A 24214-nucleotide genomic window follows, 5' to 3' on the forward strand; every position below is an offset into this window, starting at 1 on the left:
ATGAAAAAACTTGTACTTCTTGCGGTGATCCTGATAACCTACTCAGGACATGCGCAAACTCAGGAAGCATTGGTGTTTCTTGATGCTAAAGAAAATGTATCAGCTTCAATCGCCAATCCGATTAGCATTTTGACCCAGGAAGCTATCGATCGAAAAATGATGCATGACGTTTCTATAGACGAGAGAGATGTTCCTGTAACGGAAAGCTACATCACTACGTTAAAAGCCCAATCTGGTATCACCGTACATTCCAAAAGTAAGTGGATGAATGCAGCCTACGTGAGTGGAACTCAGGCTCAGATCGAAAACCTTTTGAACCTGGCTTTCGTAACCGAGATCGAATTTATGGATCCCGACTTGAATTTATTTCCGGCACCAAACCCAACTCGTGATAAATTTGAAATTGAGAATATGCAGGGACGTGTGGTATACGACTACGGTGCCGCAGCCAATCAGATCGAGATGCTTGCCGGGGATTATCTGCATGAACAGAATTTCAGTGGTGAAGGAATGATCATAGGTGTCCTGGATAGCGGGTTCCCAAATGTTGTTGGTAATCCCGCATTTTCAGAAATGATCTCAGAAAACCGACTATTAGGCACTTTCGATTTCGTTTTGGATCAGGTATCCATAGGTGGAAGCAGCACTCATGGTACAAAGGTTTTGAGTGATATGGGAGCTTTCATGGACGGTCAGTTTGTTGGAACGGCACCCAAAGCATCTTACTATCTCTTCAGAACGGAGGACGCAGCCTCTGAAAAACCGGTTGAAGAAGCCTATTGGCTGGAAGCACTGGAACGTGCAGATAGTTTGGGCGTAGATGTGGTGAATACCTCACTAGGGTACCAGGACTACGACAATCCGAATTACGATCACTCCTATCAGGACTTAGATGGAGTTACTACCCTTGCAGCCAGAGCGGCAAACCTTGCTTTTGAAAAAGGTATGCTATTGGTCACTTCCGCAGGGAATGATGGCGGAGGATTCACCTTTGTCGGAACTCCGGCAGATGCTATTGGGATCCTGACCATTGGTGCCGTCGACAGCGACGGAGTTTATGCAGGTTTCAGTTCTATCGGACCTACAGTGGATGGTCGTATTAAGCCCGATGTGATGGCCCAGGGAGCAAGTGCGGTGGTGGTGGATCAGAATGGAAACATAACTACCAATAGCGGAACATCATTTAGTTCTCCTATCATGGCCGGGGTGGTAGCCTGCTTGTGGCAGAGCAGGCCAGAGGCAAGAAATTACCAGGTTATGCAAATTGTACGGGAATCTGCCAGTTTGTTCAGTAACCCAACCGATGAGATGGGTTACGGAATACCAAATTTTGAAGATGCCTATAATGCGATGCAGGCATTAGGGATCGAAGAAGTTTTTCTGAATTCTAATTTTGCATTATATCCGAATCCCGTAGTGGATAGTTTCAATATTTCATTTCCAACTGAGATAAGTTCAGCAGTGATTTATGTAAATAGCATTACCGGTAAATTGATTCGTAAACAAAACATCTACAAGGATAATAACAAGATCGATCTGTCCAATCTGGCATCGGGTATGTATCTCGTAGCGGTTAAGTCGCAAGAACTAACAAACACATTTAAGGTCATAAAACAATAGTGGAAAACAAGATCACCCAACTCTTCAATATTCAATACCCCCTCATACAGGCAGGGATGATCTGGAACAGTGGCTGGCGCCTGGCTAGTGCAGTGAGCAATGCAGGCGGACTGGGCCTAATTGGTGCTGGTTCCATGTACCCGGACGTATTGCTGGAACACATTCAGAAGTGCAAGAAAGCAACCGATAAACCTTTCGGGGTGAATGTGCCTATGCTCTACCCAAACATCGAGGAGATCATACAGATCATTATCGATGAAGGCGTACAGATCGTATTTACTTCCGCAGGAAATCCAAAAACACATACTGCCAGGCTCAAAGAGGCCGGGATAACTGTAGTGCATGTTGTTAGTAGCGTGAAATTTGCGCTAAAAGCTCAGGAAGCGGGAGTTGATGCTGTGGTAGCCGAGGGTTTTGAAGCCGGGGGCCACAATGGACGGGAAGAAACCACAACATTTACGCTGATTCCCATGGTCAAGGAACAAATATCAGTTCCTTTGATCGCTGCTGGGGGGATTGCCAATGGTAAAGGTATGCTGGCTGCAATGATCCTTGGCGCAGATGGAGTACAGGTAGGAAGCCGTTTTGTTGCTTCGGAAGAGTCCAGTTCACACATAGCTTTCAAGAAAATGGTGGTTGAAGCCAAAGAAGGCGATACCTTGCTAACTTTGAAAGAACTGGCACCTGTCCGACTTCTGAAAAACAAGTTCTACGAAGATGTGATGAAACTCTACGAGACGAATCCAACCACAGAAGAGCTCAAGGAGTTATTGGGAAGGGCGCGGGCCAAACGAGGCATGTTCGAAGGTGATCTAATAGAAGGAGAACTGGAGATCGGTCAGATCGCCGGACTTATTCACGACATCAAACCTGCGGCCCAGATTGTAAAGGAAATGGTGCAGGAATTCGAACAGGCAAAAAAGGAAGTGGCAAATCTTTAGTGTACTAGCTAACCTCGTTTGCAGGAAAGGTCTCTATTAATTTCACTTCAGTTCAATGATGAAATCTATTTTCAGCGGGCTTGCTGTTGATGTCAAAAACTAAGCATCTTCTGATTTCTAATGAGATCTTTAAAAGTCTCTCTTTCACGAATGAGACGGGCCTCTCCATTGTGCCATAATACCTCCGCAGGCCTGAAACGACTGTTGTAATTGCTGGACATGGTAAAGCAGTAGGCTCCCGCATTGTTGAAGGCGAGAATATCACCTTCCCTGATCTCAGATATCCTTCTGTTGTTTGCAAAAGTGTCTGTTTCACAGATATAGCCTGTGACGGAGTAAAATCGCTCACGACCTTCCGGATTGCTAATGTTCGAAATCAGATGTTGAGAACCGTAAAGCATAGGACGGATCAAATGATTGAATCCGCTGTCCACTTGTGCAAAAACAGTTGAGGTAGTTTGTTTTACCACGTTTACCTGAACCAGAAATTTGCCGGCTTCACTAACCAGGAACTTGCCCGGTTCGAAAGCGAGGGTGAGTTCTCTGCCGTAGGTTTTGCAAAATTCATTGAAACGAGTACTTAGTTTTTCTCCCAATTCTTCCACATTAGTCTCAATGTCCCCTTCTTTATAGGGTACTTTGAAACCACTTCCGAAGTCAATGAATTCAAGATCGGAGAATTCTTCTGCAGCTTTGAACAGAATTTCTGATGCATAAAGAAAAACATCAATATCCAGAATGTCACTTCCGGTATGCATATGAATACCATTTACCCTCATACCGGTATTTTCAACTATTCTTTTGATAAGTGGGAGTTGGTGAATCGATATCCCAAACTTACTGTCTATATGCCCTACGGAAATATTAGTATTACCTCCCGCCATTACGTGTGGATTAATTCGTATACAAACGGGGATCTCCGGGTGCTGTGTCCCGAACTGTTCGAGTATGGAGAGGTTATCAATGTTGATTCGCACGTCAAATTTCGCCACTTTCTCAATTTCCTGCATGGAAACACCATTGGGCGTATAAATGATCTCCTGAGGTGGAACACCGGCTTCGATCGCCAGTTTAACTTCCTGTATTGAAACAGTATCCATCCCAGCACCCAGGCTGTGAAGGTATTTCAGTACAGAAATATTTGAAAGGGCCTTCACGGCGTAATGAATGCGTAGCTGTTTGACCTTCCCAAAAGCGTTTTGCAGGCGATCGTACTGTCGCCGCATTATTTCAGTATCATACACATAAACCGGACTTCCAAAGTCCTGAACCACCGAAAGAAGGTTTTGATCAATCATTATTTCTGACTTTTTCGAATGAAGCTTTAAAATTAGTAGTTACTATTTACTATTCTATTAGTTTTTCTGAAAAAATATGTGGATAGTAATCTTTAAAAACATTGGTGCAATCGCCTTTCATTTACTATTTTTGTTCTGCTGAAAAAAATAGCAAAGAATGAACTTACACGAATTTCAGGCAAAGGAGATCCTAAATAGCTTTGGTGTTGAAATCCAACGAGGAATCGTAGCTACCACAGCTGCTGAGGCTGTCGAAGCAGCAAAGAAATTAACTGAAGATACCGGCACCGGTTGGCATGTAATCAAGGCCCAGGTGCATGCAGGAGGTCGCGGAAAAGGTGGTGGTGTGAAGCTTGCAAAGAATTTGCAGGAGGTGGAACAGATCGCTGGAGAGATCATTGGTATGAATCTCATCACACCACAAACGAGTGCCGAAGGTAAGAAAGTTCACCAGGTCTTAATTACTGAAGACGTTTATTACCCAGGTGATAGTGAGCCAGAAGAATACTATATGAGTGTGTTACTGGATCGCGCGAACGGCAGGAACATGATCATGTATTCTACGGAAGGAGGAATGGATATTGAAGCAGTAGCAGAGAAAACCCCTCACCTGATTTTTAAAGAAGAGATTGATCCTGCCGTGGGATTACTTCCATTCCAGGCGCGAACAGTTGCCTTTAATTTAGGACTCAGCGGTATGGCATTCAAGAAAATGACCAAGTTCGTTACTGCCTTATATAATGCCTATATCAAATCGGATTCGTCGCTTTTCGAGATCAACCCTGTTTTAAAGACCAGTGATGACAGGATCATAGCTGTAGATGCAAAAGTTACATTGGACGACAGTGCGCTTTTCAGGCATAAAGATTATGCGGCATTGAGAGATGAGCGCGAGGAAAACCCAATGGAAGTTGAAGCAAAAGCGGTAGGCCTTAACTACGTGGATCTCGATGGTAATGTGGGTTGTATGGTGAACGGAGCCGGACTGGCAATGGCGACCATGGATCTCATAAAACAAGCTGGTGGAGAACCCGCAAACTTCCTTGATGTAGGAGGAACTGCCGATGCTGAAAGGGTAGAGGCTGCCTTTAAAATAATTCTGAAAGACCCAAGTGTAAAAGCGATCCTCGTTAATATCTTTGGTGGAATCGTGCGTTGTGATCGCGTGGCACAGGGGATTGTTGATGCTTATAAGAACATGGGGAACATTCACGTTCCTATCATTGTAAGATTACAAGGAACTAATGCCGATCTGGCAAAGGAGATCATTGATAGCAGTGGGCTTGATGTTCAAAGTGCTATCGAATTCCAGGAAGCCGCAGACAAGGTTCAGGCGGTAATGTCATAGCATTCAAAACTAAATTTTTGAAGCCCCTCCTTGAGGGGCTTTTTTGTTTTGTCGCAGTTTTAACGAGTGTTAACGAAGGTTAAGATAGCGTTAAATGCAGTTTTTATCCGTAACATAATTTTTTTACAGGCGTCTATACAGTAAATCATTCAGTCAATCAATTATTCATTAATCTTAAAACGAACAACTATGAAACGATTCAAATTGTTTTTACTAGCCCTTGGGCTTGTAGCCAGTACAACAGCATTTGCTGCTAATCCCGCACCTATTGTAGAAGGAAATCCAACTTCTAAAGAACTTAAGAAACTACTCAATGACCCTGAATTCATTGTTGAGCATGACATGCAAGCCGATGTATTATTCACAATAAATGATGAAAATGAAATCAAGGTCCTGTCGGTAGCAACCGAGAACGAAGAGCTCGTTAACTACGTGAAGTCAAGATTGAACAATGAAACTCTTGACGCCGATCTGGAAACCGGAAAACAATATGTGGTTCCATTCAGGATCAAAGCAGAGAAATAAGGTAATTTTTTTCATGAGAACCCCGGTTTAATCAGCCGGGGTTTTTTATTTTAGTGGAATGGATAAAGCTAAAAACCACGCACTGATAAGCGATCTTATTATACTTGCCAAGGCGGATGATAAGATCATGGCTTCTGAATACGACTTTATTTTAAGGATAGCCGAAAGGATGGATGTTACCAAGGAAGAAGTGGACGAATTGATAAAAGACCCTTTACCTTCTCTACCTTTAGTTTCAGAAATAGAAAGAATCACTCATTTCCACAAACTCATTTTACTAATACACGTGGATTGGGAGGCTCATCAAAAGGAAGTAGAAGTGCTTCGTAATTTCGGACTCAAACTAGGAATTCGCCCTGCAGCTATCGATAGGATCATGGCCAGGACCCAACAATACGAAAATAAGGTGATCCCTTCCGAAGAGCTGATCCAGATATTTCAGACCTATTATAACTAAATTCTTCATTACCTGTAGACTAATTGTCTTGAAATCAGACAAAAAGACAGCTGATTTATACTCTTTTCGGTCATTTTGACCTGTACTTTCATTTGGAATTTATTTTGCTATAAACAGTTAAAGTTTCAAAAACATTAAAATAAATCTATATGAAAGTAGTTAAAAGAAATACGGGATTGTTCCCTTCCATTTTCGACGAATTTTTCACCGATAATCGTTTGGATGTGCCTAATTATGAAAACTTTAGCATACCGGCTGTCAATATTCAGGAAAATTTGACGAATTTTGTTATCGAACTGGCAGCGCCCGGTTTGAAAAAAGAAAATATTGCTATAGAAGTTGAAGAAAATATTTTAAAAGTATCTTCCGAAGTAACTTCAAAAACAGAAACGGAAGATACCGAACGTAAATTCACAAGAAAAGAATTTAACTTCAGAAACTTCTCACGTTCATTCACTCTTCCTGAAACGGTAGATGTAGAAAACATTGCGGCCTCTTATGAAGATGGAATCCTTTCGGTAACCATTCCGAAGAAAGAGGAAGAGAAAGTATTAAAAAGAATGGTTGAGATTTCATAATTGAAATTTAATTTGGTTAGTTAGTTGAAAACGACCGCGTGCTACTCAATCGGCACGCGGTTCTTTTTAGAATCAATTTGAGGATTGACCAATTCCGGATGGAAATTTTAATAAACAAATATCAAATAAGCTCCAATTATTCAAAATTCAATATTGGTAGTTGAAAATTATTTGTTTTTTGTGATTTTAAATTTATTTCCTCTTCCTTCTCTTCCCACCTGTCGATTTCTCCCTCTCTGCCTGTGGGATATTGGTGGAAGAGGCTACCGCATTTTGAAGACCACTTAACTCCTCCTTGGTTAAGTCGCGCCATTCACCGGTTTTAAGATTTCCCAGCTGGATGTTCATTATTCGAGTGCGTTTTAATGATACAACCTGGTAATCAAGGTATTCACACATCCTTCTAATTTGTCGGTTCAAACCCTGGACCAGAACAATGCGAAATACAAAGCGGCTCAATTGTTCTACTTCACACTTTTTGGTAACGGTATCGAGTATAGGCACACCATTACTCATTCGCTTTATAAAATCCCTGGTGATCGGGCGATTAACCCTTACTACATATTCTTTTTCGTGCTTATTCCCTGCCCGAAGTATCTTATTTACGATATCGCCGTCATTCGTCATTAAAAGTAAGCCTTCACTAGGTTTGTCAAGCCTCCCTACATGAAATATTCGTTCTTTGTGATTGATGAAATCAACCACGTTGCCGGGTATACGCCTATCGGTGGTACAAGTAATACCAACCGGTTTGTTCAAAGCTATGTATACCAGATTCTCTTTCTTCTGAATGGACTCTCCCTTTACTCGTATGTCATCACCCGGCATTGCCCTGTCTCCAAGTGTGACTACTTCGCCATTGATAGTGACATGACCGGCCTCTATAAGTGTATCAGCCTGTCGTCTCGAACAATAACCACTGTCACTGATCGCTTTATTTATTCGAATGGAATCGGGATGATTCATGAATGCTAAATTTCGTCTTTACATATTTTACCATCCATTCGTTCAGAATGAGTCTCAGTAACTTTAAAGAGGGAAGTGAAATAATAACAATTATCCTCAATCCGTACTAATTCTACCACTATACCTCCCCAATCATTGATCTGCTTGTCAATTTCACCGAAATCCGGGTCTGCCGGATTCTTAGAGAGCACGTAGGAGCACTCACCAATCCATTTGATATCCACTTTTATGGGAACTCCTGGACTATAATATTCTTCCTGGAAATCGGAATACCTAACCAGGTCGTACCTAAACGGTTTGCCAGCTACATTACCTTCTATATAAAATGTTCCTTCTTTAAAATCAGCGCAGCTTAGTTCCTGAGCGTTCATTTTAAAAGAAAAGAGTAAGCCTAGCCCTAACAATAGTAATAACCTCATACTTCCTCTAATTGTTTCTGAAGGGACTTTATCTTATCCCTCAGCTTTGCCGCCATCATAAAATCGAGTTCTTTGGCAGCTTTTTCCATTTCTTTCCGACTATCTCTGATCTTTTTCTCGATCTGGGGTTTTGTAAGATACCGGTTTTCGGGTTCCGCCGCCAGCGTTTCCGCAGTATCAAATGAGAATCGTTCTGTTTTCTTTTTTGTTAAGGCGTTCTCAAGTGATTTTTTGATCGCGGTAGGAGTGATATTGTTCTTCTGGTTATAAGCAATTTGTTTTTCTCTCCGGTAGTTCGTGCCATCAATTGTTGCCTGCATACTCTTCGTTATCTTATCAGCATACATGATAGCCTTCCCGTTAATGTGCCTTGCTGCCCGGCCCACTGTCTGGGTCAGGGATCGATTACTCCGTAAGAAACCTTCTTTATCGGCGTCAAGTATGGCCACCAGTGATACTTCAGGGAGGTCGAGACCTTCTCGTAACAGGTTTACACCCACCAGCACATCAAACAGTCCCAAACGCAGGTCCTGCATGATCTCAACGCGTTCCAAAGTATCCACATCACTATGTATATAGCGGCATCTCACCTGGATTCGAGTGAGGTATTTGGTAAGTTCTTCGGCCATTCTCTTGGTGAGCGTTGTAACCAGTACGCGCTCATCTTGTTCAACCCGAAGCTGAATTTCCTCAAGCAGGTCATCGATCTGGTTTAAACTTGGCCGAATCTCGATGGGTGGGTCCAGTAATCCCGTTGGTCGGATGATCTGTTCCACATAGACACCACCGGTCTTTTCCATTTCGTAATCAGCTGGTGTTGCGCTTGCATAGATCACCTGGTTTTGAAGGGCTTCAAACTCCTCAAATTTCAGCGGGCGGTTATCCATTGCTGCAGGTAAACGAAAGCCATATTCTACAAGGTTTTCCTTCCGTGACCTGTCGCCACCATACATGGCATTCACCTGTGGGATGGAAACATGACTTTCATCCACGATCATGAGATAGTCGTCGGGGAAATAATCCAACAGACAAAATGGACGAGTTCCCGGCAATCGCTGATCCAGGTATCGTGAATAATTCTCAATACCACTGCAATAGCCCAGTTCCCGAATCATCTCCAGGTCGAAATTTGTGCGTTCTTCCAGTCGTTTGGCCTCCAGATGCTTGCCGATATCTTTAAAATAATCGATCTGTTTCACCAGGTCATCCTGGATATCTTTTATGGCATTCTGTAATATATCGGGAGAGGTCACGAACATATTAGCCGGGTAAATGTTGAGCCGGTCATATTTTTCAATCACCTCGTTGGTCTCGGGATTGAACGCCTCGATCTCCTCGATCTCATCACCAAAGAAATGTATTCTGAAAGCATCATCCGCATAGCCTGGATAAACATCTACTGTATCCCCTTTAATCCTGAATCTTCCATTGTGAAATTCCGCTTCGGTTCTTGAGTAAAGGGACTGCACCAGCATATGGAGTAATTTCGTTCTGGAGATGATCTGACCCTGTTCCAGGTTGATCACGTTCTTCTGAAATTCCACGGGATTCCCAATACCATACAGGCAGGAAACCGATGCCACAACTATCACATCTCTTCTTCCGGATAGAAGGGAGGAGGTGGTACTCAGGCGTAATTTTTCAATTTCCTCATTAATAGAAAGGTCTTTCTCGATATAGGTACCGCTCGTTGGGATATAGGCCTCAGGTTGGTAGTAGTCGTAATAGGAAACGAAATACTCCACAGCATTGTTGGGGAAGAATTGTTTGAATTCCGAATACAACTGTGCTGCCAGGGTCTTGTTGTGCGCCAGCACCAGTGTAGGTTTCTGAACCTGCTCCACCACATTGGCCACGGTGAATGTTTTACCACTACCCGTAACTCCCAAAAGTGTTTGGTATTTTTCACTGGAATTTAGCCCCTCAACCAGCGCCTGAATGGCTTCCGGCTGGTCTCCGGTAGGGCTAAAGTCTGAAACAATTTCGAATTTCATGAGAGCTGGGTCGTAAACGGCAAAAATACACAATTTTCAACCACCTTACAACGCCAGACCTAGCCGTTTCTTGGCTCCATTTTCATATTGATCTTGATCTCATCATCCACGATCATACGAATGAAATAGGCCTTGTCCCTGTAAACTTCGGCGTCAAACTTGAATTCGAATTCATGTTCTCCTCCTGAAACGAATGGATCGTTGTAAAGTTCCCGAACGATTCGGTCTTCATCATCGAACATGGCAATACTAATTTTAGCACCACCCAACGAACGATACTTGAATTTACTGGTGATCGCTCTTTTTATTAATCCGTCGTCATGATAGTTGGTAAGGTAGTCATCCGGGTCGTATTCTGGCACCGGGACCTCCAATAGATTGGCAACATAAGTTTTAAGACGTGTCGCCTCTTCCATATCAAAGCCACTAATGGTGTTCAGAGGTTCTTCATCGGTGATTGCCCATATTGCGTACTGCCCCAATGTGCTGTAATTCTCGCTTCGTTGGATTTCCGCAGCAAGTGTTGCAAGATCACCCGTTGCCAATGTTCCAACGGTAAAATTCGATTCGCTGTTGGAGGCGGATAAATATTGCTGCGTACACATGGCATAGACCTCACGCGAAGTCTTCTCGTTGGGTGCCAGAGTGATCATTTCTTCTTTAGTGACGATCACATCCTGAACATCCGGAGCATGCAATTGCAACCCATTTGGAATACGGACTTTTATAGGGTCCGATTTCAGGTTTTGTAATTCAACAAAAATAGGTTTGAGATAATGAGAGCTTTCAGGATTTCCTGTTATAGCTACATCTACGTACCCTTTTTCAAGGGCAACGTTCAGGTCGAAGGTTGGTTGAACTGAAGGTTTCCTGGTAGCGGCTATCGATAGCACGGCAAGAACCAGAATGATGGTGTTTTTCAAAATATCAAATAAAATTAGTTACATGAAAAACGAAGATTCAAACGAAATAGTATGAAGATAAATTCAATCTTTGGTTCTTTGACGTACGAAATGAATGCTACTTATCGCTATCATCCCATTCTCTTGTAAGAAGTAATAGTGCCCGCCGCACACCTTCATAGTACTCTTTCTCTTTGAATTTGGGTATCATGATGGAATCAATAATGATCTCGCAATATTCATCACTAATTGCCTCTTCCGTCCCCTCTCCAGTAGCAATAGCAGTTCTTCCAAGGGAGTCGGAAATAGCGATCAATAGTCCGTTGTCCTTATCATTTTTACCCACGCCCCAGTGATTGGCGATGTCGGTAGCGTAGATCATCATATTGTTGTAGGGTTGGATCTCCTTTATGGTGATAATTGCTATTTCGTTGGCCGATTGGAATTCGTATTCCTCGATAAACAATTCCAGTTCTATTTCTTCTGCTTCGGAAAAAAGATCCTCCAGGTCGGTTACATATCCAAAGGGTTCCGGAAATTCGTTAGCCCCGGTTTTAATATCTGCACATCCCGTTAACATCATAAGTACGAAAATCGAAAGTGAAAATTTCGAAACCGTGCTTATAAACAATGTGAGGTTAGGTGTCATCTCAATTCGGTGGTTTGTAGTTTTCTATGAGCATTCTTACCCGGTCCATTGAGAAGCCATGCTGATTTTTCAACTTTCCCAGTTTTGTTTCCGCTGAAGTGGATTCAGGAAGTCCAAGTTCTTTGATAAGGTAGGAAACAGGTACCTTAGTTTTGGACTGTACTTCCCCAAGTGTGAGCGATCCATTAATATCACTCTCAGCTTCCGAAATATGTTTCTCGTGCTTTGCTTCCACATTTGATTTCTTCGCACCTTCTATAGGGGAGAGCAATGGTGATACCGCTACGGCAATAATAGAAAATACGCCTACAAGGCCCAGCAGCGATCTTCTTCCGGAGGCCATTCGTTTTTTTCCTCTGATAAGGTTTACGATCCAGTTCCAGTGCAGAATGAGATGGATGGCCAGTATAGCAAGGAAACCAATGGAAGCATAGAAATGTATATCTCCCCAATCATGGCGACTCATCCCCCAGATCGATCGTGAGCCCCCGCTTCCATGGGGAAGCAGATAGTGCAGGATTATCCCCGTTGAAACCAGGAATAGAAAGAACATAAATGCCAAGCTATCGATAACGAAATTTTTCCGAGATCTTTTCATAATCCAACAGTTATTAGAACTCCATTATATTGAAGTTCAAAACGATAAAGATACAGCCGGAAGTGGGCTTAATTCATGACAGGGGTCATTGTCGGGAATAATGATGGAAATGGATTGAGAGAGGAAAAATTACCGGCGTCTTGAAGACCCTTCACCAGACCACGAGAAGTCGTTTACCAATCCGTCTGTAAACGGAATGTCAATATTCACTTCCTGGTGATCGCAGAGCTAACAGTGCCTGGCTCGTTCCTTAACTATTTATTGTCTTTAAGCTTGGAGAATCTTGCCTATTCATCATAAATAGATCCCATATGCCTGTCTGAACCGGTCATTTCCCAATGTCCCAGTGAGATCGGGATATTCCCCATGCTGTTCAGAGTATCGAAGAAGTCCTTGGCTATAAAAGCCTCGTTTTGCAATTCCTGTTGAAGTCCGTAATCGGCCATTGCCGCTTCCAACAGGTGCTTCCCGGTGATGTAGCTGGTGCCGTAGCCCGGCTGACGTAAATACAGATGCTGCTCGAAGATAAGTAGTTCTTTTTCGGTTTTCATCCAGCCTCGCGGTGTGTATTCTGAATGGATCCCACCCGCTTCCTCCATGGTCATTTCATTGGCATGGGCATAAAGCGAGCCCAAGCCTCTTGCAGCCCGCTGAGCGATCATGATATAGACGATCTCCCGGGTTCTCGGACTGTCATCATACAATCCGGCATGCATAAACATTTCTTCCACGGCCGTAGCTGTACCTTCATTTCGTGAATCGAAGATGTTGTACAGCAGAGGCCCTTTACGTATTTCACTCGAATGAGGTTCGTTCTCCATGCGAGCTAATTCAAACCAGTGGTAGAAGTGGGAGTACAAGGGTCGGGGATCATAATGCTGACCAATTCGGAAGAAATTTCGTTCTTCCTCGGGAATAAAACTTCCCAAATGTTCTCTCAGGGCTGGTTCGAGGTAGGGCTTTATCGTGAGGATATCCTGATCTTCCAGGAAATCCATCAGACTACGGGCGGCTTCTTCAGCCATCTGGTTGTATGCCTCCGGCGAATCAGCAGCTTCCATTTGTGGTAGGTTTCGGTTTCGGTGCTCTTCCAGCTTCAGTGAAGACCACGCTCTGGCAAGCTCTCTTTTCAGAATCATAACTTCGTCTTCCCATGTTAGCGGAACGAGATGAACATTCTGCATATACCAGGTATAATTATCTTTGCCAATTCCCGAAGGCCCGGTTTTCTTTTCCGCTTCACCTTCCAGCCATGTCACAAGTTTATCGGAGGCATTAATGGCATCCATGGTAAATTTCTCTAATTCTCCATCCGAAGCAATTTCAGGTCGCTCCAGAAGACCTTTCAGTACCTCACTTTGGGTCTTGATATCGCGAATTCCTGCGATCCAAAGATCCTTAGCGTTTCCGCTAAGGTTTTGTTTGGCCTGCTCGTTCAGGGCAGGGATTACTTTCAGGTCGTTGATAAGGCTCTTGCGCTCTGTTTCACTCAATGGAAATTCATAGGACCACAGCTCGGTCACAGCGTGATGTGTCGGGCCCTCATGAGCCGGGACATCACTTTTATAGGTCCAAACCGACTTATAAAAGGCGGGATCCCTAACCCAGGGTTTCAGGATATTGTGGTTGAAATCGAAACCATTCATCTCTGCCCAAACGATCATCCAGTCAGCGCGGTTGGGTATCGACCAGTTTGTCGTATCAATCGCTTTCAGTTGAGAACGCAGGTTCACAAATTCCGGCCATCTTTTTTCAAAGGTTTCCGCTGTGTAGTCGGGTGCTCCGTCTTTGGTTGGGGGTTTTTCAAAGGTCCGCCAATCGTGGAACAGGGATATCAGGTCTTCGTAGGAGTTCGAGGACTGAAGTTTATTGTTTATTGGTTCGTTGTTCGTTGTTGAATTGTTACAGCCAATAGTGAGCAACACAAGGAGAAGGAGATACGCATTTTTCATTCGTATGATGGTTGGATTAATCAAGAATTTCAGAAACACTTAAAGATAAGAAGAATGAGAAAAGTAATGGAAGAACCGCATCCCTTTATGGACGAAATTCTTGATTGCGCTCTGAATGACAGTTAATAATTGATATACACATACCCCAGGAACGCCTCCGGAAACTCCGGGTCATTTAACTGAAGCACGTAGTAATAAGTGCCCGTAGGAACGATTTGTTCTCTATACAGGAGTCCTGTGTTGGGGATACCGTTCCAGAAACCATCCTCATTACCGCCTTCGTAGATGAGGTTACCCTTTCGGCTATAGATCTTCAGGTTGAAGTTCTCGAAGACATTCAGTAGTCCGGTGATCTCAAATTCATCGTTGATCTGGTCGCCATTGGGTGAGAATCCCTGCGGAATGAAAGGCGGACAATTTTCAGTGGTGATATTGAACGAGCCTACTGTAAAACAAATAATATTGTCCAATCGCACATAAATACGCTGAGGATCGATCGAGTTCATATAATTCTCAGGATCCTGAATGGCGTTTACACCAGCTATCGCATCGGCTTCATTGGTGTAATAGGTGATCACATCATTAGGATCACCGCTGATATTTTCATTTTGCTCTGTAAGATCGAAAGTCGCAATATTGAAACCTTCATCGCAGGCCACCAGATCCGGGAGTTCGCCAATAGGAGGAATACTTCCGAAGACCGTATACGAATCGTTGTCGTTGTTGAATTCATTTAATTCCTGAACAATGCCTGTACCATCACCTACATCGTCCACCATGGCGAAAAGCAGGAATTCATCTGGTACTGAAGGACTCAAAGACAAGTTTACTGAACCTTCTTCGCTACCTCCAATAGGAATTACGTTTTGTGTTTCCGACTGGGCTATGAGTACACCGTCGATATAAAATGCGATAGGTGTATCGGCTGGAAGTGGACCTGTAGATTCCAGGTTGAACACTTCGTAGTTTATGGTAAAATCCCTGCCACGACAGGCGTATAAGGGCTCCAGGATATCAATGGTTGCATCCGGTAATGGACAATCGATCACTTCGATCTCAAAACTGTCCACCACAAAACAATCCGGGTTGGAGACCCGTATCCAGATGGTTTCGGGATTGGTTGCATTTTGATAGGCAGTTGGATCACCGATTGGGTTCACATCATTCAGGGCATCGTCTTCCGAAGTGTGATAGGTAATGGTATTTGTAGGATCGATTTGGTTGGTCGCTTCGGTAAGGTCGAAGAGTTCAACACCAACTACATCGCATAATTCAAGGTCTTCTAAACCAACTATTTCAGGAAAGACAAGTAGTTGGAAATCGATTATAAATCCATTATTGTCTTCGTTTAATTCCTGAACTACTCCTTGTCCGCTACCATTATCATCCACAAAAGCCTTCAATTCGAAGTTTCCGGGAATATCAATTGGAATACTTAGATCGATAGAACCACTTTCCGATCCACCTATAGGGAGTTCATTCACAGTTGCCGATTGTCCTATAAGCGTAGTATTGGCATAGAAGGCTATGGGTGTATTTGCCGGAAGAACATCCGTACTGTTCACATTGTATACGGTGTATTCCACCGTGATATCGCGATCACCACATTCATCTGCGCCAAAGGCATCGTCGATCTCGATAGTGGCATCAGGAAGTTCGGTATTCAGGACAGTGATCACGTTGTTGATCATTACCAGGTCCTGGGCAGAAGTAAGTGTTATAGTTGCTGAAGTATCGCCGGGCTGAATGTTATTCTCAATATTGTAGAAATCCAGGTCCATATTGAAGAGGTCGGGACTTCCCGTGAAGCTGTTTGTACTGTTGAACTGGTTGTCCGCAGGGTTAAGTGGAGGATTACTTATAATATTTCCATTTATCTGGAGCGTTTCATTGTTCGCCAGTGATGCGTCACCTTCCCAGGCTGTGAAACCTATCTTCGCTCCGTTGTTGTCCAAAACCAACAGATTATCGATCAGTATGGTCAGTTCATTGTTTACAGCTGAAACTCCTTCCAGTCCGTCGAACACGTTCACCTGGTTCAGCGGTAAGCTGGGGTCTTCGTAAATAACATTGATCGCCCATCCGGCAAAATTGGTGGTGTTAGTACAGTAGTCCGGGATCAATTCGGTTAAATCGAGTTCAGAAAGTGTATAGGTCCCGGGGCCTGTCTGGATTACCTGATCCGTAACGTCGGCATAGGCCGCAAAGTAGACGAACGGTGGATTCAATTCAAAATTAAAAACCCGTTCCGCAGTAATAGGTATGCCGTTTAGTTCGACCTCAAGATCACCTTCCCCAACTCCGGCCCAGTACAAAAGTGCAGCAATAGGGGTTTGCCCGGGTCCTAATGCATAATCTGCGCTACTTTCCGTTAGGATCTCACAAATTGCAGGAGGTGTCTGACCGGTATTTTCAACGGTGTTCATGGTATTCCCAAAGGCCAGGTAGTCGTTTCGGCCGTTAAACTGTGCAAAAAGACTGATTTCATCCTGGGCGAATAACCCAATAGGGAAGAGTAATAACCCCAAAAGAACAATTTGATGAATAACCCGGTACTGCTTCATAGCTGCCTAAAGATACAGATTTATCTGTAGCAGAATGCGCACGAACCTTACAATAAGTCGGGATTTATAAATCGCGTCTTTTCAGCAGGGCGTAGGACCAGTAAATAAAAAGGCAGGTCCAACCAATAACAATTAATACCGAATACCAAGGGACGTCGTAACTCTTGTCGAAACTCTCTCCCAATTGATTCGCAGCCGATTGTACCGCTCCGAAGCGGGTGAATGGCTCTACAATAAGATCCGACATAGCATTTAGCGGTAGGAAATTATAAACGCTTTCGAACAGGTTCAACTCTCCATCTGTTTTTACATTGATATACTGAAAAAGTATGGCTATAATTCCTTCGATCACTTGCCACAACACAAGGAACCCAAGTGCAAAAGCCGATCGTTTCACAAGGATAGCAAGGAACATACAGAAGCTGAAAAAAGCGATTAATTTCAGCAAATAAGCGCCTATATACTGCATATCGCTAAAGATGATCCCGATCTCGTTGTAGTCGGAAAAGATCAATCCAAGGATCATGGAAACGACAAACAGGAATATCGTAGAAACAACACTAAAAAGGACTACCGTTAAAAATTTTGAAGCGATGAATTCCTTTTTGCTGAGTCCGTCAATTAGATTCTGTTTTAGCGTTCTATAGCTGTATTCATTGGCAACAATGGAGACTATAACTATCGCGAAGAAGATCTTCAGCCAGGCAACGATATGCGAATTGAAGTGCCAGATAAAAGGGAAATTGAATATCCCCTGGTCGGCTACCCTGAATTTCACTCCACCGAAATTAAATTCGATGGAAACGATAAGTGCCACACAGCAGATAAGTGCAAAATATACTATGGAAATGACCTTTACGGTCTTGTTATACTTGAGTTTATGAAGTTCTATATTGAGTAGTCGTAGCATGCTAGTTAGGATTTTTAGTGATTTCAAGGAATTGTTCTTCCAGGCTTTCCTTACGTTTTACCAAATGCGATAAATTGATTCCTTTCGCATGCATCTCTTTGTTGAATGTTGAAGCATCCATAGGCTCTTTCAGGTAAGCGATAAAAGAGTCGCCTTCCCGTTTTATATTGTTGAATGCAGCATTCTGCTTCAATTCTGTTTCCAGTGCTTCCATGTCTTCGGCCTGAAGTACGAAGAAGCCGTTACTTGCTATCATATTGTCAACGCTACCGGAATACAGACTGCGTCCTTTTCGGAGGATAACAACATGGGAACAGACCTTTTCAACCTCATCCAGTAAGTGAGAGGCGAGTAGAATGGTAGTTCCTTCTGAAGCAATCCTTGTAATGATCTCGCGTATCTGGTGTATCCCCTGGGGGTCGAGTCCGTTGGTTGGTTCGTCCAGGATCAGGATCTCCGGATCGTTCAACAGGGCAGAAGCGATCGCGAGTCGTTGTTTCATCCCCAGTGAGAAGGTTCGGAATTTGCTGTCCTTCCGGGACAATAGTCCAACGATTTCCAGTTTTTCTTCAATTTTATCTTCGGAAACCCCCTTGATTTTGCAAACCAGGGCCAGGTTCTGGGCAGCGGACATATAAGGATAAAAATTGGGCCGTTCGATAATGGCGCCTACTTTTTTTAGTGCATTGTGCGTGCTTTCATTTCCATTGAACCAGCTGAAATTACCACTGGTCTTGTTAACTACATTGAGTACGATCCCGAGGGTTGTGGACTTACCACTTCCATTGGGCCCAAGGATACCATATACGTTACCTTTTTCTATGCTGAATGAAAGATTGTCCACAGCAACTAAGGGACCGAATTTCTTGGTTATATTGTTAAGCGTGAGAATTGTATTCACAGAAGATGTTTTGGTTGATAGTTATGTGTAAGACGAACCGCTACAATTTTTGTTACAAAAACGAAAAATTAAGGCTCTCAGATGGCAAACTACGAATCTCCAACCATAAAAAAGAATTAACGAGAATAGGATATTGAGATTTATTTGACAATTCGCATTGTATTTTTGATCTTTAGTTAGTTGAAATTGGCTATGAATAAATTCTCCTTTCTGATCGTATTTTTGGCTACGTTTGGTCTACAGGCCCAAAAGGACTCGACCTTTGTGGATAGCAGGCCTACCGTCTTGGGAATTAGTTTCGATTATGCGGCTTTGCTGAAGCATACAGACTTTCTACGCGAACTGGATGATTCCTATCCTGTGGCGATCCGACTGGACTGGAGCAAGCACCTCATTACTAAGAAGTCCTGGGATTTTTGTAATTGTTTTCCACGGGTAGGTGTTAGCGTTGCCTACTGGAACTGGGACAGCCCGGATGTATTGGGTAGCGGATTTAGTGCGTTAGGATACCTGGAACCATATATGCGAACTCATAAAAGAACCAATTTCTTCTTTCGGGCGGGATTAGGCGGTGTTTACCTCACAGATCCCTACGATGAAGTGAGTAATCCATTAAATCTCTCTTATAGTACAAGGTTGGCCTATTTTCTTTTGGTAGGAGCAGGTGTGAACTATCGCATTACGGATAAACTGAATTTACGACTTGCCGCCAAATACAATCATATTTCCAACGGAGGTAAACAAACGCCGAACAAAGGATTGAATTTTCCGTCTTTGAGTGTAGGTTTGAACACAAGCCTAACTCCAATAAGCTTTCCTGAAGTAAGAAAAAATGGTAAACGTGAACCACCCGAGCAGAGAAAACGAATTACCCTAACGCATTTCTCCGGATGGAGCAACGCTAATGTTGGAGATAAGGATAAGTTCTATGTGTTCGGACTGGCTGCTAACTACAGTCGATGGATAGGAGGGCGGAGTGCCCTTACCATTGGTACTGAGTGGATTGCAGATTATTCCAGGAGGGAGAAGATCAAACTGGCCGGCACAGATGATTCATTTCATCAGGGAGCCGTCCTGGCAGGCCATGAATTCTGGTTGGGTAGGGTTACGTTCAGTCAGCAATTCGGACTCTATTACTATCGTGATTTTCGAGATACCGATGATGTGTATCAGCGGTATGGTTTGACCTATGAATTCGTTAAAAACATCTTCGTCGGTATGAACCTAAAAGCCCACGGACACGTGGCCGACTTCTTTGATTTTAGGCTTGGGTATCGTTTCTGAAGTAATTTATTCCGAAGGAAAATAAAATTCCACTAGGATTTCTGCTCCTGGTTGAAGTAGACGAGATAGTAGTACATCTGCTTCTCTTCGTCCCAGCCTTTTTCCACAAAACGCTCGGCGCTTTCCGGGTTGATGAAATCCATCTTGATCTGGATATTCGTGTCCAGGTTAATCACGTTCTTGATCTTTTTCCTCGCAGCAGTTACCGCTGTATTGGCGATAGGGAAGGTGGTAAGGTCCTCTATACTGTATTTTGGAGCTCGCTCTGTTTTGTAATGCCGAAATTCCGGGATCAGTTCCGGGTTATCGATCACTTCGTTCATAAAGTTTGTCTCCTCAAACTGATCGTTCTTGGCAAAGTGGTTCACCGCACGGTTCATGAACATTACCTCTTCTTTTTTATCTTCGGCCGGGAAAACCACGTCTTTTGCGAAGTCCTGGCAGAACTTGAGATAGCGTTTCGTAAAGAAATTGTCATCGGCAAAGGTGTCTACACCGAGGAAGTTTTCCAGCCAATAACGCGTATCGTAGCGGTTACTGTCTACTGAAAGAATTTTATAACCTTCTTCCTTTTCAACGTTGAAGATGATGGCACCTTTATCGAGTTTATTCAGGCCTACTCCCTGCTGAAGTTGTGCCAGCAGCTGATTTTCACCTTCGGAAAACTGAAGGAAATCCTGTTTTAATTCAGATTTAAAAATACCAATACCATCCACTTTTTCATTGTCCAGCTGAAGCCCTTCAAGATAGGCTACATATACTTCACCGCTCTTGATATGAGGGTGCATCGATTGATCGAATAAGTACTTTGTAATTTTTTTACTCACTTCATGGATACTGTCCGGCGTATCAAAAACCGAACTCACCATATTGTAGAGGTCGTGGAACTCAAGGTCGGCTTCATGTGTAAACTGAAAATAACTCTCCTCTTTATCGCGAAACGGTTTCAGAAAGAACTCTTTCAGCAATGGAGTAAGCTCATCATCTGCTTCATGAGGATTCTCTGAGAGTAGAATTCCTTCATTCCTGCTTTTGTTACCTACTCTGTGAATTGATAAAGAAGCAATGTGGGTATTGTATAGGTTGATCATTTGGAGGTAGTAGTATTAATTTTGAAGTGTATATGTCTTAGTTCCAGTTTGCGTCAAAATCGAGATTTTCGAGATCTTCAGGGTCGAATCCCATCTCTTCATCATCGTCATCTGAACCTTCAGCGATAAACTCCTTTTCGGGTGCTTCTTCGGGAATCTGACCGTGCGCGAACATCAGGTTCGGGTAAGAGCGGCCCTCTTCTGCTTCGGCAATTTCGGCCAGTTCAACCATGAATGTCCACATACTAAGGAAGTCGTAAACGTAGATGAGACGAGTTTGGTCTTCATTCAGTAATGAGTCCAGTGAAGTTTGTGCCATGACAAGAACATCTCCGGGTTTCTCACCCATATCGAACAAAGCGATCTCTTCTCCCTGTTCCCACAATTCGTTGCTGAGGTAAAAAGAGGCCATTTCCTGACCGCCAAATCCAAACGACTGCGTTATGCTGTTGTGGAAATCCTCGAAAGTGCTTTCTCCTTCTATCTCGATATCCCGGAATACATCTTCCTGTGTGTCCAGGATCACTCTGAAACGGTAGATCATTTTAGCTTAATTTGAACTGCAAAGATACTTCTTTCCGATCTATTTTGAGAACCTGTGAAGCGTGAATGTCATAGCTGCTAAAAGGAAGAATGCCATTACCTGGTGCAGAACGCCTAGCCATACCGGTACCTGCAGGATCAGCGTAAACACTCCCAGTACGAATTGTACGATCACAAGTCCCAATAACCAATTAACACCTTTCTTCTGAAGGGCTGTTGTCGCCTTCTTTTTCGCCTTATACCAGATGGCGATAATAAAAGCTACAACTATATAGGCCAGGTAACGGTGTACAAACTGAACGCCACTTTTACCTTCTACGAAGTTCTTCCAGACTGGCGATTGTTCCATGGTTACAGTTTCGTGGATGAGTTTTCCATCACTCATTAAAGGCCAGTTATTATGGATCCAACCCGCATCCAAGCCCGCCACAAAAGCACCCCAGATGATCTGAAGCAGAAGAATAACTAATCCAAAGCGGATGAAATTTCTGAAACCCTTTTCGATCTGTTTCCGTTTGGGATAGATCAGGTCAAGGGCAACCCAAAGTGTGAAGGCAAAGGTTAGGAAAGCCGTTGTTAGGTGCATAGCAAGTCGGTAATGACTTACATCAGGTCGATCTATCAGCCCGCTTTTCACCATGTACCAGCCCAGAAAGCCCTGAAATCCTCCGAGGAACAATAAGACTATACATTTTCGAATGGTAGGTTTGGACAGTTGTTTCCGAATAAGAAAATAGAGAAATGGTACTATAAAGACAATACCAATGAAGCGACCGATGACCCGGTGTATCCATTCCCAGAAATAAATATCCTTGAATTCCTCCAGGGTCATATTGTAGTTCAGTTTCTGGTATTCGGGATATTGTTTGTAAAGGTCGAATGCTTCCTTCCACTCGATTTGATTCATAGGTGGAATGGTCCCGGAAATTAACCGGTAATTCGACATTGACAGACCTGAGTGGGTCAAGCGTGTGATTCCTCCAACCACAACCATCACGAAAATCAGTGTACATCCAATAAGTAGCCAGGTAATTACTTTTCTATTGTCCTTCATAGCCGTACTTTTTTATACTACTAGATTAGTATTTTCAATATGTTGGTAGGTTGATGTGTTAGTATTTTAGTATGTTAGATTGTTAGTAGGTTAACCCACAACCCACAACCCACAACCCACAACCCACAACATCTTACTCATCACTCATCACCCTTCACTCTTCACCTTCAATCCGATCTCTTTCCCTTTCTTCAGCATGTATTGCTTCGCAGCCTCGTACTCATTGGGAATTTCACCTTCGAGTATGGCTTCCTTTATTGCGTCTTTTATGATTCCTATTTCCCTGGAAGGTTGTATATCGAAGGTCTTCATGATCTCTTCGCCACTCACGGGTGGCTGGAAGTTTCTAATGTGATCTCGCTCTTCAACTTCCAAGATCTTGTCTCGGACACGCTGAAAGTTCTGGTGGTATTTTTTAAATCGTTTCGGATTTTTTGTGGTGATGTCCGCTTCGCAAAGTGTCATAAGGTCATCCACATAATCGCCTGCATCAAATACCAGCCTGCGTATTGCACTATCTGTAACTTCTGAAGCCAACACTATGGGCCTCGAACTCATCAATACCATCTTTTGAACGAACTTCATGTGTTCGTTAAGCGGCATCTTCATTCGTTTAAACAGTTTATACACCATCTTCGACCCTACGAATTCATGTCCGTGGAAGGTCCAGCCCAGCTTTTTATCGAAGCGTTTGGTAGGTGCTTTTCCGATATCGTGCAATAGTGCTGCCCACCGCAGCCACAGGTTGTCAGTGGCTTCGGCAATATTATCAACCACTTCGAGGGTGTGCCAGAAATTATCTTTGTGACGTTGCCCTTCTACTTCCTCTATTCCCTGAAGCGCAAGTAATTCAGGGAAAATATGATTAAGCAATCCAGTTTTCCGCAGTAAAGCAAAGCCTTTTGATGGTTTGTCTGAAAGAAGGATCTTATTGACTTCGTCTATAATCCTTTCTTTAGATATGATCTTGATCCGGTCGGCATTCCGTGTTATTGATTCCAGACTATCGGCTTCGATGGTGAAATCCAGTTGTGTTGCAAAACGGATTGCCCTAAGCATCCTCAACGGGTCATCGCTATAGGTAATATCTGGGTCTAAAGGGGTTCTAATTATTTTTTTCTGAAGATCATTCAGGCCGTTGAATGGATCAAGGAGTTTGCCGAAGCTTTCTTCCTGAAGGCTCAAGGCAAGTGCGTTGATCGTGAAATCCCTGCGATTCTGGTCATCTTCCAGGGTGCCATTCTCTACGGAAGGTTTCCTGCTATCCTCGCTGTAGCTCTCTTTTCGGGCTCCAACGAATTCCAGCTCGATTCCCGCCGACTTCAGCATGGCAGTACCATAGGTTTTAAAGATCACAACCTTTGGCTTGCCCGGTAGTAAAGCCGATACCTCGTTTGCAAGATCGATCCCGCTACCAACAGCAACGATATCGATGTCCTTGGCACTTTTTCGATCGAGCAGATAATCTCGCACATAACCACCAATAACGTAACACTCGAGATCGAGGTTACTGGCCGCTTGTGTGATCACCCGAAAAACCGGGTCTGATATGGCATTTTTATACGCTCCAGACATCTTCAGAAAAACTCTGGCAAAGTTACGATTTAGGCAGGCTGCCTA

The 24214-nt window shown here is 43.4% G+C and carries 22 protein-coding genes; 7 read left to right on the forward strand and 15 right to left on the reverse strand.

The window, feature by feature from the left end; all coding sequences use genetic code 11:
• Window positions 1–1620 carry a S8 family serine peptidase gene (locus J1N09_RS10705; protein ID WP_265200189.1) on the forward strand — a complete coding sequence of 540 codons (1620 nt, stop codon included), beginning with the start codon at window positions 1–3 and terminating at the stop codon, window positions 1618–1620.
• Entirely contained in the window at window positions 1620–2561 is a 942-nt protein-coding gene (locus J1N09_RS10710; protein ID WP_265200190.1) for an NAD(P)H-dependent flavin oxidoreductase, read from the forward strand. The genes J1N09_RS10705 and J1N09_RS10710 overlap by 1 nt, the downstream gene beginning before the upstream one ends.
• A gap of 92 nt (window positions 2562–2653) precedes the next feature.
• On the opposite strand, the gene lysA is transcribed toward J1N09_RS10710, so the two are convergent.
• Entirely contained in the window at window positions 2654–3859 is a 1206-nt protein-coding gene (lysA, locus tag J1N09_RS10715; protein ID WP_265200191.1) for a diaminopimelate decarboxylase, read from the reverse strand.
• Between the two features lie 157 nt (window positions 3860–4016).
• Here lysA and sucC point away from each other — a divergent pair, with 157 nt between their 5' ends.
• From sucC to J1N09_RS10735, 4 genes are all read left to right on the forward strand, one after another.
• Window positions 4017–5207, forward strand: a complete 1191-nt coding sequence (sucC, locus tag J1N09_RS10720; protein ID WP_265200192.1) for an ADP-forming succinate--CoA ligase subunit beta — start codon at window positions 4017–4019, stop codon at window positions 5205–5207.
• Between the two features lie 189 nt (window positions 5208–5396).
• Window positions 5397–5732, forward strand: a complete 336-nt coding sequence (locus tag J1N09_RS10725) for a hypothetical protein (protein ID WP_265200194.1) — start codon at window positions 5397–5399, stop codon at window positions 5730–5732.
• A gap of 58 nt (window positions 5733–5790) precedes the next feature.
• Window positions 5791–6189 (forward strand): TerB family tellurite resistance protein, encoded by a 399-nt coding sequence (locus J1N09_RS10730; protein WP_265200195.1) that lies wholly within the window; start codon window positions 5791–5793, stop codon window positions 6187–6189.
• A 149-nt stretch (window positions 6190–6338) separates the two neighbouring features.
• Complete coding sequence (locus J1N09_RS10735) at window positions 6339–6767, forward strand: Hsp20/alpha crystallin family protein (RefSeq protein WP_265200196.1); 429 nt, start codon at window positions 6339–6341, stop codon at window positions 6765–6767.
• Between the two features lie 192 nt (window positions 6768–6959).
• Here the strand turns inward: J1N09_RS10735 and rluF are convergent, their stop codons facing one another.
• From rluF to J1N09_RS10785, 10 genes are all read right to left on the reverse strand, one after another.
• Complete coding sequence (gene rluF / locus J1N09_RS10740; protein WP_265200197.1) at window positions 6960–7733, reverse strand: 23S rRNA pseudouridine(2604) synthase RluF; 774 nt, start codon at window positions 7731–7733, stop codon at window positions 6960–6962.
• A gap of 5 nt (window positions 7734–7738) precedes the next feature.
• On the reverse strand, window positions 7739–8152 hold the full coding sequence (locus J1N09_RS10745; RefSeq protein WP_265200198.1) for a hypothetical protein: 414 nt from the start codon (window positions 8150–8152) through the stop codon (window positions 7739–7741).
• Entirely contained in the window at window positions 8149–10146 is a 1998-nt protein-coding gene (gene uvrB, locus J1N09_RS10750) for an excinuclease ABC subunit UvrB (protein WP_265200200.1), read from the reverse strand. Before uvrB ends, J1N09_RS10745 begins: the two co-directional genes overlap by 4 nt.
• Before the next feature lie 59 nt (window positions 10147–10205).
• Window positions 10206–11069: a hypothetical protein gene (locus J1N09_RS10755; RefSeq protein WP_265200201.1), complete on the reverse strand. Its 864-nt coding sequence runs from the start codon at window positions 11067–11069 to the stop codon at window positions 10206–10208.
• A gap of 97 nt (window positions 11070–11166) precedes the next feature.
• On the reverse strand, window positions 11167–11697 hold the full coding sequence (locus J1N09_RS10760; RefSeq protein ID WP_265200202.1) for a TPM domain-containing protein: 531 nt from the start codon (window positions 11695–11697) through the stop codon (window positions 11167–11169).
• A gap of 1 nt (window position 11698) precedes the next feature.
• Window positions 11699–12295, reverse strand: a complete 597-nt coding sequence (locus tag J1N09_RS10765) for a DUF4405 domain-containing protein (RefSeq protein ID WP_265200203.1) — start codon at window positions 12293–12295, stop codon at window positions 11699–11701.
• A 287-nt stretch (window positions 12296–12582) separates the two neighbouring features.
• Entirely contained in the window at window positions 12583–14247 is a 1665-nt protein-coding gene (locus J1N09_RS10770; protein WP_265200204.1) for a hypothetical protein, read from the reverse strand.
• 122 nt (window positions 14248–14369) lie between these two features.
• Window positions 14370–16775, reverse strand: coding sequence for a gliding motility-associated C-terminal domain-containing protein (locus tag J1N09_RS10775; protein WP_265200205.1), 2406 nt, complete (start codon window positions 16773–16775; stop codon window positions 14370–14372).
• 100 nt (window positions 16776–16875) lie between these two features.
• Window positions 16876–17721: an ABC transporter permease gene (locus J1N09_RS10780; RefSeq protein ID WP_265200206.1), complete on the reverse strand. Its 846-nt coding sequence runs from the start codon at window positions 17719–17721 to the stop codon at window positions 16876–16878.
• Window position 17722: 1 nt separating this feature from the next.
• Window positions 17723–18622 carry an ABC transporter ATP-binding protein gene (locus tag J1N09_RS10785; RefSeq protein WP_265200207.1) on the reverse strand — a complete coding sequence of 300 codons (900 nt, stop codon included), beginning with the start codon at window positions 18620–18622 and terminating at the stop codon, window positions 17723–17725.
• Between the two features lie 192 nt (window positions 18623–18814).
• Between J1N09_RS10785 and J1N09_RS10790 the strand changes: the two genes are divergently transcribed.
• Window positions 18815–19906 (forward strand): acyloxyacyl hydrolase, encoded by a 1092-nt coding sequence (locus J1N09_RS10790; RefSeq protein WP_265200209.1) that lies wholly within the window; start codon window positions 18815–18817, stop codon window positions 19904–19906.
• Window positions 19907–19938: 32 nt separating this feature from the next.
• Here J1N09_RS10790 and J1N09_RS10795 read toward each other — a convergent pair whose 3' ends face one another.
• The 4 genes from J1N09_RS10795 to J1N09_RS10810 all read right to left on the reverse strand — a co-directional run bounded on the left by J1N09_RS10795 (window position 19939) and on the right by J1N09_RS10810 (window position 24169).
• Entirely contained in the window at window positions 19939–20997 is a 1059-nt protein-coding gene (locus J1N09_RS10795; RefSeq protein ID WP_265200211.1) for a nucleoid-associated protein, read from the reverse strand.
• A 37-nt stretch (window positions 20998–21034) separates the two neighbouring features.
• Entirely contained in the window at window positions 21035–21541 is a 507-nt protein-coding gene (locus J1N09_RS10800) for a plasmid pRiA4b ORF-3 family protein (RefSeq protein WP_265200212.1), read from the reverse strand.
• 39 nt (window positions 21542–21580) lie between these two features.
• On the reverse strand, window positions 21581–22594 hold the full coding sequence (locus J1N09_RS10805; RefSeq protein ID WP_265200213.1) for a COX15/CtaA family protein: 1014 nt from the start codon (window positions 22592–22594) through the stop codon (window positions 21581–21583).
• A 147-nt stretch (window positions 22595–22741) separates the two neighbouring features.
• The gene (locus J1N09_RS10810) at window positions 22742–24169 is read right to left on the reverse strand and encodes a CCA tRNA nucleotidyltransferase (RefSeq protein WP_265200214.1); all 1428 of its coding nucleotides are present in this window, start codon (window positions 24167–24169) and stop codon (window positions 22742–22744) included.
• Window positions 24170–24214: the final 45 nt, after the last annotated feature.

The organism is Aureitalea sp. L0-47, from assembly GCF_026126405.1.
In the GTDB taxonomy this organism is placed as follows: domain Bacteria; phylum Bacteroidota; class Bacteroidia; order Flavobacteriales; family Flavobacteriaceae; genus Pukyongia.

What these genes read in the sequence shown, in the direction of transcription:
- J1N09_RS10705 (WP_265200189.1), top strand. Translation starts at nt 1, where the DNA reads ATGAAAAAACTTGTACTTCTTGCGGTGATCCTGATAACCTACTCAGGA.
- lysA (WP_265200191.1), bottom strand. Translation starts at nt 3,859, where the DNA reads ATGATTGATCAAAACCTTCTTTCGGTGGTTCAGGACTTTGGAAGTCCG.
- sucC (WP_265200192.1), top strand. Translation starts at nt 4,017, where the DNA reads ATGAACTTACACGAATTTCAGGCAAAGGAGATCCTAAATAGCTTTGGT.
- J1N09_RS10725 (WP_265200194.1), top strand. Translation starts at nt 5,397, where the DNA reads ATGAAACGATTCAAATTGTTTTTACTAGCCCTTGGGCTTGTAGCCAGT.
- J1N09_RS10730 (WP_265200195.1), top strand. Translation starts at nt 5,791, where the DNA reads ATGGATAAAGCTAAAAACCACGCACTGATAAGCGATCTTATTATACTT.
- J1N09_RS10735 (WP_265200196.1), top strand. Translation starts at nt 6,339, where the DNA reads ATGAAAGTAGTTAAAAGAAATACGGGATTGTTCCCTTCCATTTTCGAC.
- rluF (WP_265200197.1), bottom strand. Translation starts at nt 7,733, where the DNA reads ATGAATCATCCCGATTCCATTCGAATAAATAAAGCGATCAGTGACAGT.
- J1N09_RS10745 (WP_265200198.1), bottom strand. Translation starts at nt 8,152, where the DNA reads ATGAGGTTATTACTATTGTTAGGGCTAGGCTTACTCTTTTCTTTTAAA.
- uvrB (WP_265200200.1), bottom strand. Translation starts at nt 10,146, where the DNA reads ATGAAATTCGAAATTGTTTCAGACTTTAGCCCTACCGGAGACCAGCCG.
- J1N09_RS10760 (WP_265200202.1), bottom strand. Translation starts at nt 11,697, where the DNA reads ATGACACCTAACCTCACATTGTTTATAAGCACGGTTTCGAAATTTTCA.
- J1N09_RS10765 (WP_265200203.1), bottom strand. Translation starts at nt 12,295, where the DNA reads ATGAAAAGATCTCGGAAAAATTTCGTTATCGATAGCTTGGCATTTATG.
- J1N09_RS10770 (WP_265200204.1), bottom strand. Translation starts at nt 14,247, where the DNA reads ATGAAAAATGCGTATCTCCTTCTCCTTGTGTTGCTCACTATTGGCTGT.
- J1N09_RS10780 (WP_265200206.1), bottom strand. Translation starts at nt 17,721, where the DNA reads ATGCTACGACTACTCAATATAGAACTTCATAAACTCAAGTATAACAAG.
- J1N09_RS10790 (WP_265200209.1), top strand. Translation starts at nt 18,815, where the DNA reads ATGAATAAATTCTCCTTTCTGATCGTATTTTTGGCTACGTTTGGTCTA.
- J1N09_RS10795 (WP_265200211.1), bottom strand. Translation starts at nt 20,997, where the DNA reads ATGATCAACCTATACAATACCCACATTGCTTCTTTATCAATTCACAGA.
- J1N09_RS10800 (WP_265200212.1), bottom strand. Translation starts at nt 21,541, where the DNA reads ATGATCTACCGTTTCAGAGTGATCCTGGACACACAGGAAGATGTATTC.
- J1N09_RS10805 (WP_265200213.1), bottom strand. Translation starts at nt 22,594, where the DNA reads ATGAAGGACAATAGAAAAGTAATTACCTGGCTACTTATTGGATGTACA.
- J1N09_RS10810 (WP_265200214.1), bottom strand. Translation starts at nt 24,169, where the DNA reads ATGTCTGGAGCGTATAAAAATGCCATATCAGACCCGGTTTTTCGGGTG.